Annotated in this window: 11 protein-coding genes and 2 pseudogenes; 5 read left to right on the top strand and 8 right to left on the bottom strand. The window is 59.4% G+C overall.

Annotated features, from left to right (window positions below; genetic code table 11):
• Positions 1–52: 52 nt before the first annotated feature.
• Together ACIQU2_RS12960 and ACIQU2_RS12955 are read right to left on the bottom strand one after the other, a co-directional pair.
• Entirely contained in the window at positions 53–529 is a 477-nt protein-coding gene (locus tag ACIQU2_RS12960) for a DUF1348 family protein (protein WP_403141110.1), read from the bottom strand.
• Between the two features lie 56 nt (positions 530–585).
• Positions 586–1,149: a TetR/AcrR family transcriptional regulator gene (locus ACIQU2_RS12955; RefSeq protein WP_403141108.1), complete on the bottom strand. Its 564-nt coding sequence runs from the start codon at positions 1,147–1,149 to the stop codon at positions 586–588.
• Positions 1,150–1,381: 232 nt separating this feature from the next.
• Between ACIQU2_RS12955 and pssA the strand changes: the two genes are divergently transcribed.
• A complete protein-coding gene (gene pssA / locus ACIQU2_RS12950; RefSeq protein WP_403141106.1) occupies positions 1,382–2,725 on the top strand; it encodes a CDP-diacylglycerol--serine O-phosphatidyltransferase in 1,344 nt (447 codons plus the stop codon).
• A 105-nt stretch (positions 2,726–2,830) separates the two neighbouring features.
• Here pssA and ACIQU2_RS12945 read toward each other — a convergent pair whose 3' ends face one another.
• The 6 genes and pseudogenes from ACIQU2_RS12945 to ACIQU2_RS12920 all read right to left on the bottom strand — a co-directional run bounded on the left by ACIQU2_RS12945 (position 2,831) and on the right by ACIQU2_RS12920 (position 8,515).
• Entirely contained in the window at positions 2,831–3,211 is a 381-nt protein-coding gene (locus ACIQU2_RS12945; protein ID WP_403141260.1) for an imelysin family protein, read from the bottom strand.
• Positions 3,206–3,649 (bottom strand): annotated as a pseudogene (locus ACIQU2_RS12940) (Dyp-type peroxidase); the annotation flags it as partial. The pseudogene ACIQU2_RS12940 and the gene ACIQU2_RS12945, both read right to left, overlap by 6 nt.
• Before the next feature lie 26 nt (positions 3,650–3,675).
• Positions 3,676–4,014: pseudogene (locus ACIQU2_RS12935) on the bottom strand (FTR1 family protein); the annotation flags it as partial.
• 117 nt (positions 4,015–4,131) lie between these two features.
• Positions 4,132–5,139 (bottom strand): DUF3829 domain-containing protein, encoded by a 1,008-nt coding sequence (locus ACIQU2_RS12930; protein ID WP_403141103.1) that lies wholly within the window; start codon positions 5,137–5,139, stop codon positions 4,132–4,134.
• On the bottom strand, positions 5,136–6,815 hold the full coding sequence (locus ACIQU2_RS12925) for a hypothetical protein (RefSeq protein ID WP_403141100.1): 1,680 nt from the start codon (positions 6,813–6,815) through the stop codon (positions 5,136–5,138). Before ACIQU2_RS12925 ends, ACIQU2_RS12930 begins: the two co-directional genes overlap by 4 nt.
• Entirely contained in the window at positions 6,812–8,515 is a 1,704-nt protein-coding gene (locus ACIQU2_RS12920) for a molecular chaperone HscC (protein WP_403141097.1), read from the bottom strand. Before ACIQU2_RS12920 ends, ACIQU2_RS12925 begins: the two co-directional genes overlap by 4 nt.
• Positions 8,516–8,669: 154 nt before the next feature.
• Between ACIQU2_RS12920 and ACIQU2_RS12915 the strand changes: the two genes are divergently transcribed.
• The 4 genes from ACIQU2_RS12915 to ACIQU2_RS12900 all read left to right on the top strand — a co-directional run bounded on the left by ACIQU2_RS12915 (position 8,670) and on the right by ACIQU2_RS12900 (position 13,605).
• Entirely contained in the window at positions 8,670–9,686 is a 1,017-nt protein-coding gene (locus ACIQU2_RS12915) for an AraC family transcriptional regulator (protein ID WP_403141094.1), read from the top strand.
• Between the two features lie 270 nt (positions 9,687–9,956).
• Positions 9,957–11,621 (top strand): AMP-binding protein, encoded by a 1,665-nt coding sequence (locus tag ACIQU2_RS12910; protein WP_403141093.1) that lies wholly within the window; start codon positions 9,957–9,959, stop codon positions 11,619–11,621.
• A 16-nt stretch (positions 11,622–11,637) separates the two neighbouring features.
• Complete coding sequence (locus ACIQU2_RS12905) at positions 11,638–12,399, top strand: SDR family NAD(P)-dependent oxidoreductase (RefSeq protein ID WP_140678923.1); 762 nt, start codon at positions 11,638–11,640, stop codon at positions 12,397–12,399.
• Between the two features lie 12 nt (positions 12,400–12,411).
• On the top strand, positions 12,412–13,605 hold the full coding sequence (locus ACIQU2_RS12900) for an acetyl-CoA C-acyltransferase (RefSeq protein ID WP_403141091.1): 1,194 nt from the start codon (positions 12,412–12,414) through the stop codon (positions 13,603–13,605).
• Positions 13,606–13,671 lie beyond the last annotated feature (66 nt).

Raw genomic sequence — 13,671 nt, 5'->3', positions numbered from 1 at the left:
GATCGCAGCCTTCGGCAGCTCCTACAGGGGGGATATCATTTCAAGTCAGAAGTTATAGGCCCAGGTCGGACAAGCTTGGATGATCATCCGGGCGACGGCCCAGCGGCCAGTGGAACTTGCGGTCGCTTTCCTTGATCGGCATGTCGTTGATGCAGGCAAACCGATTGGCCATCAAACCGTTCTCGTCGAACTCCCAGTTTTCGTTGCCGTACGAGCGGAACCAGTTGCCCGAGTCGTCGTGCCATTCGTAGGCATAACGCACGGCGATGCGGTTGCCGGTAAAGGCCCAAAGTTCTTTGATCAGGCGGTAATCCAGTTCCTTGGCCCATTTGCGCGTCAGGAAACCTTTGGCTTCTTCGCGGTTGTAGGCAAACTCGGCGCGGTTGCGCCATTTGGTGTCCAGGGTGTAGGCCAGCGACACCCGTTCCGGGTCGCGGGAGTTCCAGCCGTCTTCGGCCAGGCGTACTTTTTCGATGGCCGATTCACGGGTGAATGGCGGCAATGGCGGACGAACTTCGGCATTAAACATTAATAGTCTTCCTATCAAAGTAAAGTTCTAGCAAGTTGTCGGGCTTGGTTAAAGTGTTACAGGTCCAATAACTTTCGCGCCATGCATTGCGCATTATCGGCGGCACTGTGATCACCCATGACAAGCGCCACGGTGATGGCACCGTCGATCAGGATCAGCAGCTGTTTGGCCAGCGTCTCCGGGTCTGTGGCGCCATGTTCGGTGCAGAGCTCGCGCACATAGTCGAGCAGCTTCTGTTTGTGGTCTTTGGCAACCAGGCGAACCGGGTCTTGCGGGTCGCCGGTTTCGCCGCTGGTGTTGATGAATGCACAGCCACGGAAGCCTCCGGAGGCGAACCAGGCCTTGAGCACGGTAAACAGGTTGAGCAGCCGGTCGGCCGGGGTTTCGGCCTGGTCGACTTCGCTTCTGTACCAGTGCATCCAGCGCACATCTCGGCGTTGCAGGGCCGCGACGGTGAGCTCCTCCTTGTTGGCGAAGTAGCGGTAAATACTCTTTCTGGAGACGCCGGCGGTTTTCACCAGAAGATCCATCCCGGTGGCAGCGATGCCACTTTTGTAGATCAACTTTTCGGTGACATCCAGAATGATGTCGCGTGTGTCGTTGCTGGTTATTTCGTTCATGTTGCGAACAGTAGAATGATCGTTCTCCTTGGTCAAGCAGGTATTTCCGTCGCCTACAAAATTGCTATCGCGAGCAAGCTCGCTCCCACAGGGGAACGTATTTCAAATGTGGGAGCGAGCTTGTCTCCGGGCGGCGTTCCGACGATGGGGCCATTACAGTCAGTAACAAGACCCGAACCCATCCATGGTGTAAGCTCTCGGGTTCTTCGGATTCGACCTTTTTGCGAGCCCTATGCCGTCGCTTTTCAAACGCTCTCTGCTGCCCAAACTGCGCAGTTTTCCGCTGACCGCCGATGCCGTCACCATTCTTTCCGGCGCTGCCGAGTTCCGCCGGTGCCTGCTGGAAAAGATCGCCAGCGCCACCCAGCGCATTTACATCGTCGCGCTCTATCTGCAACAGGATGAAGCCGGCCAGGAAATTCTCGATGCCTTGCACGCGGCCAAGCTGGCGCGTCCGGAACTGGACGTGGTGGTGGTCGTTGACTGGTTGCGCGCCCAGCGCGGCTTGATCGGCGCCGGCAAGCAGCCGGGCAACTCGGCCTGGTATCAGGAAACCACCCGGACTCATGCCAGTGAAGTGCCGGTGTATGGCGTTCCCGTGCAGACCCGAGAGCTGTTCGGCGTGCTGCATTTGAAAGGCTTCGTGATCGATGACTGTGTGATCTACAGCGGCGCGAGTCTGAACAACGTTTACCTGCACAAGTTCGACAAATACCGCTACGACCGTTATCACCTGCTGCAGAACAGCGCCCTGGCCGATTCAATGCAGCACCTGATTCAGCACGGTCTGATCGCTTCCAAAGCGGTGCATCGTCTTGATTTGCCGAACCTGCCAACCACCCGCAGCCTGCGCAACGACATCGGCGACTTGCGCAGCCGCCTCAAGCACGCGGCGTATGACACCACGACAGGCACCACGGAAAAGGGCGGTTTATCGGTCAGTCCATTGCTCGGTGTAGGCAAGAACAACCCGCTGAGTCGGGTGATTTGTGAGTTGATCGCCAGCGCTCAGCATCAACTGACCATCTGCACGCCATACTTCAACCTGCCGCTGACAGTGACCCGGGAAATCAATCGGGCACTGGCGCGGGGCGTGAAGATCGACATCATCGTCGGCGACAAGACGGCCAACGACTTCTACATCCCGCCGAGCGAGCCGTTCAAGGTGATTTCGGCGCTGCCGTACCTTTACGAGATCAGCCTGCGGCGTTTCGCCAAGCGTCATCATCGCAGTGTCGACAGCGGCCAGTTGAACCTGCATCTGTGGCGTGACGGCGACAACACCTATCACCTCAAGGGCATGTGGATCGATCAGCGCTACACCTTGCTGACCGGCAACAACCTCAACCCGCGGGCGTTCCGACTCGACCTGGAAAACGCCTTGCTGATTGATGATCCGAAAGGCGAACTGCTGGAGCCGCGTCGTAAAGAGCTGGCGGAGATTTTCGAGAACACTCGCCGCATCGAGCGTTACCAGGAACTGGAAACGCTGCTGGAATACCCGGCGGGGGTGGCCAAGTTTCTCAAGCGCGTGAGTCGTGTGCGGATCGAGCGGTTGCTCTATCGCATTCTGTAAGGCTTAAAGCAAAAGATCGCAGCCTCCGGCAGCTCCTACAGTGGGACGACGTACACCCGTAGGAGCTGTCGAAGGCTGCGATCTTTTCGCAGACAACGCCGACGTTTAGTTCAGCCCCAACTTCCCACGCAACGTCGACAAATCCTCAGCCAGTGTATTCACCGGCCCGACCAGCGCCTTGCGGTCGTTTTCCTTCACCTTGTCATACGTCTCGAAACCGCCGTCTTTGGTTTTGTACTTGGCCAGCGTCTTGTTCACCGTCGCGAAGTTCTTGTCGACTTTGGCAATGAAGGCCGCGTCCTGCTTTTCGATCTGCGGACGGAACAAATCGACGATTTTCTTCGCACCGTCGATGTTACCCTGGAAGTCATAAAGGTCGGTGTGGCTGTAACGATCCTCTTCACCGGAGATCTTGGTCGCAGTGACTTCTTCAAGCAGGGCGGCGGCGCCGCCAACCACTTTTTCCGGGGCGTCGAGCTTGGTCAACTTGCCTTCAGGGTCCTTGGCATAGTCCGGGACCTGGGTTTCATGCTCGCCGCCCATCGCCGCACCGGTGTTCTTGACCCGGCCGAGAATGCTTTGCTGTTCCTGCAGCGGCGTGCGGTCCCAGCGCTCGACGAAGTTGCGGATGATCCGCACGGCCTGTTAGCTGCCATTGGCCGCCCAGGTTGGTTCGTCGCTGCCGGGCTGAAACCAGACGATGCTGTCCATTGACTTGGCATTGTTGGAATCGGGGTTGGCTGAGCCGTCGCGAAAACCGAGAAAGTTGCGCGCACTTTGCGCAGGCATTCCGGGTTTTGCCGGGGCCTGGGGCGGCACGCAGCCTTCCTGTTTCCAACGCACCAGCAGTAAGTCCGGTAGGTTTTTCACGATGTCGCGCAGGGCGTGGATGTTGGTGTCGGTGGTGTTGGAGCAGAACTGCACACTGAGGTCGCCGTGGCGGCAATCGGTTTGGAACCGGTCAGCGCCTGATCGATAGAAACATGCAGCGACTGTTTGATTGAACGCGCGACTTTGCGCATCCAGAACACCATGGAGCTGAGAATGCCCACGGCGACCAGGCCGACCACCCCTTCAAACAGTTCCTGTTGCTTCTGCGGGAACTCGGCACTGACCAGCTCCAGGCCACCGCCCACCAGCAGGGCCAGGGCCGCGGCGAGGAATACGCCGATCCACACCGCCGGCATCCACTGGCCTCGACCGGTCTGCTTGAGGTAGCTGGCGATGATGCCAACGATCAGCGCGGCTTCAATGCCTTCGCGCAGCATGATCAGAAAAGGAACAAGCATTCAGCACCGCGGCGTCATTAGATGGGGTGCTAATTTGCAACATAATGACACTCATTCCCAAATGGCATTCATTGGTATTTACCTGAGCCTAACCTGAACGCATTGTTCAATGCGTCGTCAAAACAGCGGATTCACCCGATCGTTGTACACCTCGATCAACTGATCATAGCGGCGGCCGATCCGCTCGAAGTCATCACTCAGCTGTTGTGGCGAGGCGTTGGCCGCCCAGTCGACTCGCAGCCTGTTAACGGCATCCAGATAGTTCTTGCCGGGTGAACGCACATAGTTCCAGATGTTTTCCGGGTAATCGGCGTTGCTGGTTGCCGGGTTGGCTTGCATGTAACGGGTGCCGTCGTCCCAGGCCTGTTGCAGCATGAGTGTCGCGTCGCTCAGATCACTGGCGGTGAAGGTACGCTCACGCACACGGCTGTCGAGCTTGCGCATGAGGGTTCGTGCTTCCAGCATGTAGGTGAGGATGTGCGCGTACTTGAGTTGATCCCGGGTCTTGAGTTGCTCGAGCTGAATCTGCCGCAAACCGACGTCCTCGGCATCAAGCTCGCGACGCAGTTGGTCAGAAGCATTGAGGTAGTCATTGACTAACGGGATAAACAGGCCGTCGCGCTCGGCCTTGTCCGCAGGGCTGGGCGAATAGGTCGGCCTGGGACTGAAAAAATCGAAGCGCCCGGCTGCTTCGTTGGCGGCCCGCAGAGACGTTTCGAAGCGATTTTGCATCGCTAGCAACTCAGGTACCGTTTTCTGAAGGCTGTTTTTTTGCAACGCGTTCAACTGACAGGAATAAGCATCGTGGACGCTCGGGTAATTGAGCCGTTCGCGGATGCCGATCATCTGGTCGAAGTCCTCGGGAAAGCGTTCTTTCAGGGTCGGGTCGACTTTGCGGTCCCGGTTCAAGTAGTTGGCGTAGGCGTGACGCCAGCGGCTGTCGACTGAATTGAGGCAGGCAATCAGCGGGCGAAGGGCGATGGACTTTTCTCGCTCGGCGAGGTCGGGTTCATGGATCCAGCGCTGAATTGGGGTCAGGAGGGTGCTTTGATGCTCTCTCAACATACCGAGAAAGGTGACTGTCAGCACGGCGGTAATTGCGATTGCCTTAACGCGTTTGTTCATCGATGACCCTCCTGCGCGCGTGATTGCCCATACCATTGCTCCTGCGTGGGGGCGATCCGGCATTCCTGACGGCTGTCGAGGGGCCCACTGCAACTGCGTTTGGAAAAAGGTTGTAATCCTTGATCCGGGCCCATCAACTGACTGCTGGCAATGGTGTAAAACAGGAGCGTCAGACCAATGACCCCAATCATCAGAGCAATCGACGGTGCGCGTTCCAAAGCGGGCAGCCGAACCTTGGGAGGCTTGATGTGCAGCGTTTCCGGCCAGGCGATACGACTCAATCCTCCTAGCGCTAGCAGCACCACGGTGTAGCTGGCAAATGCCGCCGCGCCACAACAGGCCCATGTCAGCGCCCCCATCAACCAGCAGGGCAGCAACTCGCGCAGCACCAGCGGGGCAGGGCGTCTGAAGCTGAGTCGAGGCGAAACAGCGCGACTCAAACGCACGTCCAATGACCAGAACCGGTCCGCCATCGGGCACCAGACCCACAACAATGCCGCGCTCGGCGTAGCCAACACGCACAGCCAGAACAGCATCGCGGCGAAGCTTGCGCCGATACCCGATTTATCACTGAGGTATTCACCGGCTGCCCAGGTAAGTGATGCCCCCAGCAACCCGGCAAACATGGGCCAGGCCTGGCGGGGCTGCACAAGGGGCTTCCAGAAAAATGGATCGCCGTTTGGCATTTGGCGGCATCGGGCCGGGCCCAGGCGCTGGAGCTTCTCGCTGAGGGTGCGGCAGGCATTCCAGTCCGCTTCAAAAAACCTCCGGGCGAAGGCGCTTCGCTCGGTGTCGGTCATTGGCGTCAGTAACAAGCGTGCTGCGCGGCTCTGGGGCTCACGATCATTCAGGTCGGCGAGACGTTCCAGGGTTTCAACAAAAACCTGGTCATCTCGGCGCTGCAACAGTGCCGTCCAATAAGGTGGCGGGCAACGCCCTTCGATTTCGGCTTCGTTCGCGGCGACGTACCAGTGCTGATGTGAACACAGCGTTTCGAACACGTGGACCGACCAGAAGCTCGAATCCACCAGTAAACGGGCCAGGGTTTCATTAAACCAGTCGTGGCGTTCGAACGGCTGCAACCAGTCGGCCTGTTTGAGCGCCACAAAGCGCTCGATGAACGCGTCGACCTGGCCCGCGTCAAGCAACTCGCGCAAGTCCTTTTCCACATGCTTACAGTAAGCGCGAAGCAGCAACTCCAGCGCTTGCGAGGATAAATCCAGGCGTTGCCAGGCACTGAGCCAGTTGAACTGCACCAGCCCCCAGGCGGCCAGCAACATCCCGTCGTCGCGCGGTGACAGGCACATCATCAATAACTGATCTTCGAACTCTCGGGCGCAGTGAGACACCCGTGCCTGCGCCAGACGTTCATCGAGCCGCTCTACCGTAACGTCTGCCAGTAACTGCTCGGCCTGTTGCGCTCCGGCGCGCTGTTCAAACCGTACATGTTCCAGCTCGAAACTGAGCTCCGCTTCAAGTGACGGAGCAAGAGCCTGTCGTACAACCGTGGGTTCGCGGCGGCTCCACTCCATCGCCTGCTCGTAGGCTTCGCGCAGACGCTGAAAACCGGTCGGGTCTTCATCCGGGCGGTGTACCTTGAGAAGCGTTGCGTATTGGCGTTTGATGCTGCGTGAGTCAGCATCGGCTTCCAGCCCCAGAATGGCCCAGCAATTCACCGCCACAGCCCCTGTTCCAGTTCATCGAGCTGTTGCGTCAGTTGCAAGCGCAGTTCGCGTATCGCTCGTTCGTCCTGGGTGTTGAGCATCTGCTGGAAACGGTTGGCCATGTGATCGAGCCGTTGGCGCAAATCGCCGAGACTTTCCTGATACAGCCGTTCAAGGCGCGCAGTCAGCAGGCTGTTGACCTGTTGCTCGCGCGGATGAACCTTGAGGTTGGCCAGCGCAGTCAGGCGTTGCTGAATCTCTTTAGGGGCGAGTACACCGGGATTGTTTTCGATCACCAGGGTCCGACGCTCACCGGTACGATTTATCAGCGCCTCGGCTTCGAGCAGGCCGTTGTTATCGTAAGTGAAGCGTACATCGATGCTGATCTCGCCAGCCGGCGCCACGGGCACCTCGATGTCCATTTCCCCCAGATAAATGTTTTCTTTTACCCAACGACTTTCGCCCTGGTAAATCTTCAACTGCACAACGCGCTGATGGTGGCGCAGGGTCGAGACGGTTTTGACCCGGCTCACCGGGACCACGCAGTTACGCTCGATAATTGGCAGGTAATGACCCGCTTGCGTACTTTCGCCGACGCTGACCGCGACTTCGATGCCCAAGGTGTAGGGGCAAACATCGGTCAACACCACCTCTTCGAGTGCGGCATCCCGTGCCTTCAGGGCTGCCTGCACCGCTGCACCCAGCGCAATCGATTCGTCCGGGTTAAGCGCAATCGAAGGGAACCGACCGAACAACCCGGCCACCATCCGCCGGATCATTGGCATGCGGGTCGTGCCGCCCACCAGCAGGACTTCATCCAGCTCCGATGGCCGAATACGCGCGTCGCGCAGCGCGGTTTCGATCGGTGTGCGCAGACGCACGAGCAGCGGCGCGCAGAGTTCGGCCAACTGTGTCTGGGTGAACGTCTGCTCCCATTGACCGGAGCCATGGCGCAGGACGAAGGTCGCGCTGTCGGCCTGGCCAAGGGCATGGCGCACGCGCTCGGCTTCGCGGCGCAGGCGATGGGCGATAGTCGGTTCCGTCGGTGAGGGCATGTCGCTACAGTTGGCGTGTGCGGCGACAAAGGCCTGAACCAGCACGGTGTCGAAGTCTTCGCCGCCGAGAAAGTTGTCGCCAGCGCTGGCGCGCACTTCCATGACGCCGTCGAACAGTTCGAGGATCGACACATCGAAGGTGCCGCCACCGAGGTCGAACACCAGAAACGAACTGGCGCTGTCGCGTTGATGCAGTCCATAAGCGAGGGCCGCGGCAGTCGGTTCGTTGATCAGTCGTTCGACCTTGAGGCCGGCCAATTCGCCAGCGATTTTCGTGGCTTTGCGTTGAGCGTCGTTGAAATAGGCGGGTACGCTGATCACTGCTTCAGTGACAGTTTCTCCGTAGAGGCGTTCGACGTCTTCCTTCAGGCTGCGCAACACCAGTGCCGACAGCTCTTCCGGGCGGAACGATCGGGTGCCGAGACGAAGTTCATGAGCGCTGCCCATGTGTCGTTTGAACAATGCCGCCGTCAACTGTGGATGAGTCTGCAAACGTTCCTTTGCAGCCTGACCGATCAGCACTCGACCTTCGTCGTCAAGGCCCACCACGCTTGGGGTCAGTAGACTTTCCAGGGCGTTGGGAACCAGTTCGGGCGCGCCGTTGCGCCAAACGGCAACCAGGCTATTGGTGGTGCCCAAATCAATGCCGACGATCATAACGTTTGCAACTCCATGTCTATTCGGGAATTCCCAGCAACAGCCTATCGGCCACAGGGCCAGGTAATTGAGCCGGATTTTGCGCAAGACTGGCTTTTTACTCCGTGCTGCCTAAGATGGCCGACAGATTAATCAGTGCACCCGAGTGACGTTTATGTCGGAAAAAGACACCATCTCCATTCAACTGGTGCGTGAAGCGCTGTTGCAAAGTTGTGCTCCGGGAGCCACCACTGACGAGGTAATGAGCACAGTCGGCATCGATCCGGCACTGCTCGAAAGCAGCGATGCACGCGTACCGGCCACTGCTTATGCAAGGTTGTGGCGCTTGTTGGCCCGGCGCCGGGACGATGAGTTTTTTGGCATGGACCCGCGCAAACTCAAATCCGGCAGCCTGGAGTTTCTCTGTCGCTGCTCCATGGTCCAGCCGAGCCTGGCCGCCGGCCTTACCTCGGGTTTGAGCTTTTTGTCGTTGATGCTTGAACACCTGCCCGCGCAACTGGTTCGTCAACAAAGCCTTGCGGAAATCGTCCTGCTCGAAGACGACCAGGACCCGCGCCGTGCCTTCACTTATTTCACTTACTGGATGATCGTCCACGGCGTCGCCTGCTGGCTGGCGGGGCGACGGATTCCGATCCTGGCCATCGAGTTGCGGTGCCCGACGCCTGATTTCTGCGATGACTACCAGGTGATGTTCTCCGAGAACCTGCGTTTCGACCGGCCGCGCACGCGGATGATTTTCTCGGCCGAGTGCCTGGATTTGCCGATCAAGCGCAGCCCCGAAGAACTCAAGCGTTTCCTGGCCCATGCACCGGCGAATATTCTGGTCAAGTACCGCGACCCGCAGAGCCTGGCCAGCCGGATCAAGCACGATTTGCGGCAACTGCCCGCCGAACACTGGCCGGAAACCGAAGCGCTGGCGCAACAGCTGTGCATGTCGGCTTCGACGCTGCGTCGGCGCCTGGCTGAAGAGGGCCAGACTTACCAGGGGCTCAAGGACAGCGTGCGCAAGGAGTTGGCGATTGTTTGGCTGGCAGAACCGACCATCAGCTTTGCCGAGATTGCTACGCGTTTGGGCTTTGCCGATACCAGTTCGTTCTACAAGGCGTTTCGCAAGTGGTCGGGGTCAAATCCGGGGCATTACCGCAGCCTGATTCTCAACGAAGCCGACTGATCCGAGGGCTTTGGTGTCGGTGCTGACGCCATCGCGAGCAAGCTCGCTCCCACATGGTTTTGTGTTGGATTCACACAGGTGACCTGACACAAATCCACTGTGAGCTTGCTCGCGATGAGGCCTTTAAAGGCGCCACATCCCTTGGATCTTGGCCAAACCAGTCACGCAACTTGATAGCTTTGACCATTGTCCCGCGCCCCGCGCGGAGCGAGTATTTCCCTGTTAATTACGGTTCCCCCAACCTAATAAAAACACAGAGGGATTCTGGCAATGCGCGATTACTTGTCTGCCACATCACAGTTCAATTATCAGCACACCGTCGACGCCGCACTCGCGGGCGATTTGACTGCTCTCAACGCCTGCGTCGAGTGTTGCGACCGGCATGCCTTGCCGGGGCGCATCGCGCTGTTCTGGGAAGGTCGCGATGGCGCCAGCGCGACCTACACCTTCAGCGACTTGCAGGACAAAGCTGCGCGTTTAGCCAATTTCCTACTGGCCCAAGGCGTGAAAAAAGGCGACAAGGTTGCCGGTCTCCTGCCACGTAACATCGAACTTTTGATCACCGTATTCGCCACCTGGCGCATCGGCGCGGTCTACCAGCCGCTGTTCACGGCATTCGGCCCGAAAGCCATCGAACACCGCCTCAGCTCCTCTGGCGCCAAAGTGGTAGTCACCGACGCGGGCAATCGTTCCAAACTCACTGAAGTCGCCGACTGTCCGACCATCGTCACCGTCGCCGGTCCCAAAGGCCAAGGCATCGTCCGCGGCGATTACAGTTTCTGGGCCGAACTGGCGAATTATTCTCCTGTGTGTGAACCGGTCCTGCTGACCGGCGAAGACCCGTTTCTGCTGATGTTCACGTCGGGCACCACCGGTCCGTCGAAAGCGCTGTCCGTTCCGCTCAAGTCCATCGTCGCCTTCCAGAGCTACACCCGTGACGCCGTGGACTTGCGCCCTGAAGACGCCTTTTGGAACGTCGCCGATCCGGGCTGGGCCTATGGCATCTATTTCGGTGTTACCGGGCCGATGGCCATGGGGCATCCGATCACCTTTTACGATGGTCCGTTCACCCTCGAAAGCACCTGCCGGGTGATCAACAAATACGGGATCACCAACCTCACCGGCTCGCCGACGGCCTATCGCCTGTTGATCGCGGGTGGCGACGAGTTCGCCCGCTCGATCAAGGGCAAGCTGCGCATCGTCAGCAGTGCCGGCGAGCCGCTGAACCCGGAAGTGATTCGCTGGTTCGCCGACAACCTCGGCGTGGTCATCCACGACCACTATGGCCAGACCGAACTCGGCATGGTGCTGTGCAATCACCATGGCCTGGAGCATCCGATCCACATGGGTGCCGCCGGTTTCGCTTCGCCCGGTCACCGCATCGTGGTGCTGGATGACGAGTACAAAGAACTCGGCGTCGGTCAGCCGGGCATTCTGGCCATCGATCGCACCCAATCGCCGATGTGCTGGTTCGCCGGTTACGAAGGCGCACCGACCAAGGCCTTCGTCGGCAACTATTACCTGAGCGGCGACACCGTGGAGTGGAACCCGGATGGCAGCATCAGTTTCGTTGGTCGCAGCGACGACGTGATCACCACGTCCGGTTATCGCGTCGGTCCGTTCGACGTGGAAAGCGCGTTGATCGAACACCCAGCCGTGGTCGAAGCGGCCGTGGTCGGCAAGCCCGATCCGGAACGGACCGAACTGGTCAAAGCCTTTGTCGTGCTCAGTGCGCAATACCGCGCTGCACCGGAACTGGCCGAAGAATTGCGCCAACACGTGCGCAAACGACTGGCCGCGCACTCGTATCCCCGTGAAATCGAATTTGTCAGCGAATTGCCGAAAACCCCTAGCGGCAAATTGCAGCGCTTTATCTTGCGCAACCAGGAAATCGCCAAGGCTCAAGAGGCCGCCGCGAAGAACGTTTCAGCTTGAATCCAAGGAAACAATGATGCAGATCGAAAACAAGGTTTTTCTCGTCACCGGCGGTGCGTCGGGCCTCGGTGCGGCCACCGCTGAAATGCTGGTCGCGGCCGGCGCCAAAGTCATGCTGGTGGACATGAACGCCGAGGCCGTTGCGGCCCAGGCTGAACGTCTCGGCGCGCAAAGCGTGGTGGCGGACATCAGCAACGAAGCCGCGGCGGAAGCCGCTGTGCAGGCGACGGTCAAAGCCTTCGGTGGCCTGAATGGTCTGGTCAACTGCGCCGGTATCGTGCGCGGTGAAAAGATCCTTGGCAAGAACGGCCCACACCTGTTGGCCAATTTCAGCCAGGTGATCAATGTCAACCTGATCGGCAGTTTCAACATGCTGCGCCTGGCCGCTGCGGCGATTGCCGAAACCGAAGCAGATGCTGACGGCGAGCGCGGCGTGATTATCAATACCGCCTCGGCTGCCGCGTACGACGGCCAGATCGGTCAGGCCGCGTATGCTGCCTCCAAAGGCGCGATCGTCAGCCTGACCTTGCCCGCCGCCCGTGAACTGGCGCGCTTCGGCATCCGCGTGATGACCATCGCCCCGGGCATTTTCGAAACCCCGATGATGGCCGGCATGACCCCGGAAGTCCGCGCGTCCCTGGCCGCTGGCGTGCCGTTTCCACCACGTTTGGGCAAACCAGGCGAGTATGCCGGGCTGGTCAGGCATATCATTGAAAACAGCATGCTCAATGGCGAGGTGATCCGTCTCGACGGTGCCTTGCGCATGGCCGCCAAGTAAGGAGGATTTGTGATGACTATTTCCAACGATCCCATTGTTATCGTCAGCGCCGTCCGCACCCCGATGGGTGGTTTCCAGGGCGAACTGAAAAGCCTGACCGCACCGCAACTCGGTGCTGCCGCAATTCGCGCCGCCGTTGAACGCGCCGGTGTGGCGCCAGACTCGGTTGAAGAAGTGCTGTTCGGTTGCGTCCTGTCCGCCGGCCTCGGCCAAGCCCCTGCACGTCAAGCCGCATTGGGCGCCGGGCTGGATAAATCGACCCGTTGCACCACCCTCAACAAGATGTGCGGTTCGGGCATGGAAGCGGCCATTCTGGCCCACGACATGCTGGTGGCCGGCAGCGCCGACGTGGTTGTCGCCGGCGGTATGGAAAGCATGTCCAACGCGCCTTATCTGCTGGACCGCGCCCGCAGCGGTTACCGCATGGGCCACGGTCGTGTGCTTGATCACATGTTCCTCGACGGCCTGGAAGACGCCTACGACAAAGGTCGCCTGATGGGCACCTACGCCGAGGATTGCGCGGAAACCAACGGTTTCACTCGTGAAGCCCAGGACGCGTTTGCCATTGCCTCGACCACCCGCGCGCAGCAGGCGATCAAGGACGGCAGCTTCAAAGACGAGATCGTGCCGGTCACCGTGACTGTCGGTAAAGAGCAGGTGCTGATCAGCAACGACGAACAACCACCGAAAGCCAAACTGGACAAGATCGCTTCCTTGAAACCGGCGTTCCGCGACGGCGGCACGGTGACGGCGGCGAACTCCAGCTCGATCTCCGATGGCGCTGCGGCACTGGTGTTGATGCGCCGTTCCGAAGCTGAAAAGCGCGGCCTGAAACCGCTGGCAGTGATTCACGGTCACGCGGCGTTTGCCGACACCCCGGGCCTGTTCCCGGTGGCACCGGTGGGCGCGATCGAGAAGCTGATGAAAAAAACCGGCTGGTCGCTGGACGAAGTCGATCTGGTCGAAGTCAACGAAGCCTTTGCCGTGGTCAGTCTGGTCACCATGACCAAACTGGAAATCCCCCACGAGAAGGTCAACGTTCACGGCGGCGCTTGCGCCCTCGGCCACCCGATCGGTGCGTCTGGTGCGCGGATCCTCGTGACCTTGCTCTCGGCCCTGCGCCAGAAAGGCCTGAAACGCGGCGTTGCAGCGATCTGCATCGGCGGCGGCGAAGCCACGGCCATGGCGATTGAGTGCTTGTACTAACGCCCGAGCGGTTTCTGTAGGAGCTGTCGAGTGAAACGAGGCTGCGATCTTTTGATCTTGTTTTTT

It is taken from the genome of Pseudomonas sp. NPDC098740, assembly GCF_044760065.1.
Taxonomy (GTDB): domain Bacteria; phylum Pseudomonadota; class Gammaproteobacteria; order Pseudomonadales; family Pseudomonadaceae; genus Aquipseudomonas; species Aquipseudomonas rossensis.
This window is presented reverse-complemented; position numbering and strand designations above follow the sequence as displayed.

Coding starts and splice junctions, on each gene's coding strand:
- ACIQU2_RS12960 (WP_403141110.1), bottom strand. CDS start 529: ATGTTTAATGCCGAAGTTCGTCCGCCATTGCCGCCATTCACCCGTGAA.
- ACIQU2_RS12955 (WP_403141108.1), bottom strand. CDS start 1,149: ATGAACGAAATAACCAGCAACGACACACGCGACATCATTCTGGATGTC.
- pssA (WP_403141106.1), top strand. CDS start 1,382: ATGCCGTCGCTTTTCAAACGCTCTCTGCTGCCCAAACTGCGCAGTTTT.
- ACIQU2_RS12930 (WP_403141103.1), bottom strand. CDS start 5,139: ATGAACAAACGCGTTAAGGCAATCGCAATTACCGCCGTGCTGACAGTC.
- ACIQU2_RS12920 (WP_403141097.1), bottom strand. CDS start 8,515: ATGATCGTCGGCATTGATTTGGGCACCACCAATAGCCTGGTTGCCGTT.
- ACIQU2_RS12915 (WP_403141094.1), top strand. CDS start 8,670: ATGTCGGAAAAAGACACCATCTCCATTCAACTGGTGCGTGAAGCGCTG.
- ACIQU2_RS12910 (WP_403141093.1), top strand. CDS start 9,957: ATGCGCGATTACTTGTCTGCCACATCACAGTTCAATTATCAGCACACC.
- ACIQU2_RS12905 (WP_140678923.1), top strand. CDS start 11,638: ATGCAGATCGAAAACAAGGTTTTTCTCGTCACCGGCGGTGCGTCGGGC.
- ACIQU2_RS12900 (WP_403141091.1), top strand. CDS start 12,412: ATGACTATTTCCAACGATCCCATTGTTATCGTCAGCGCCGTCCGCACC.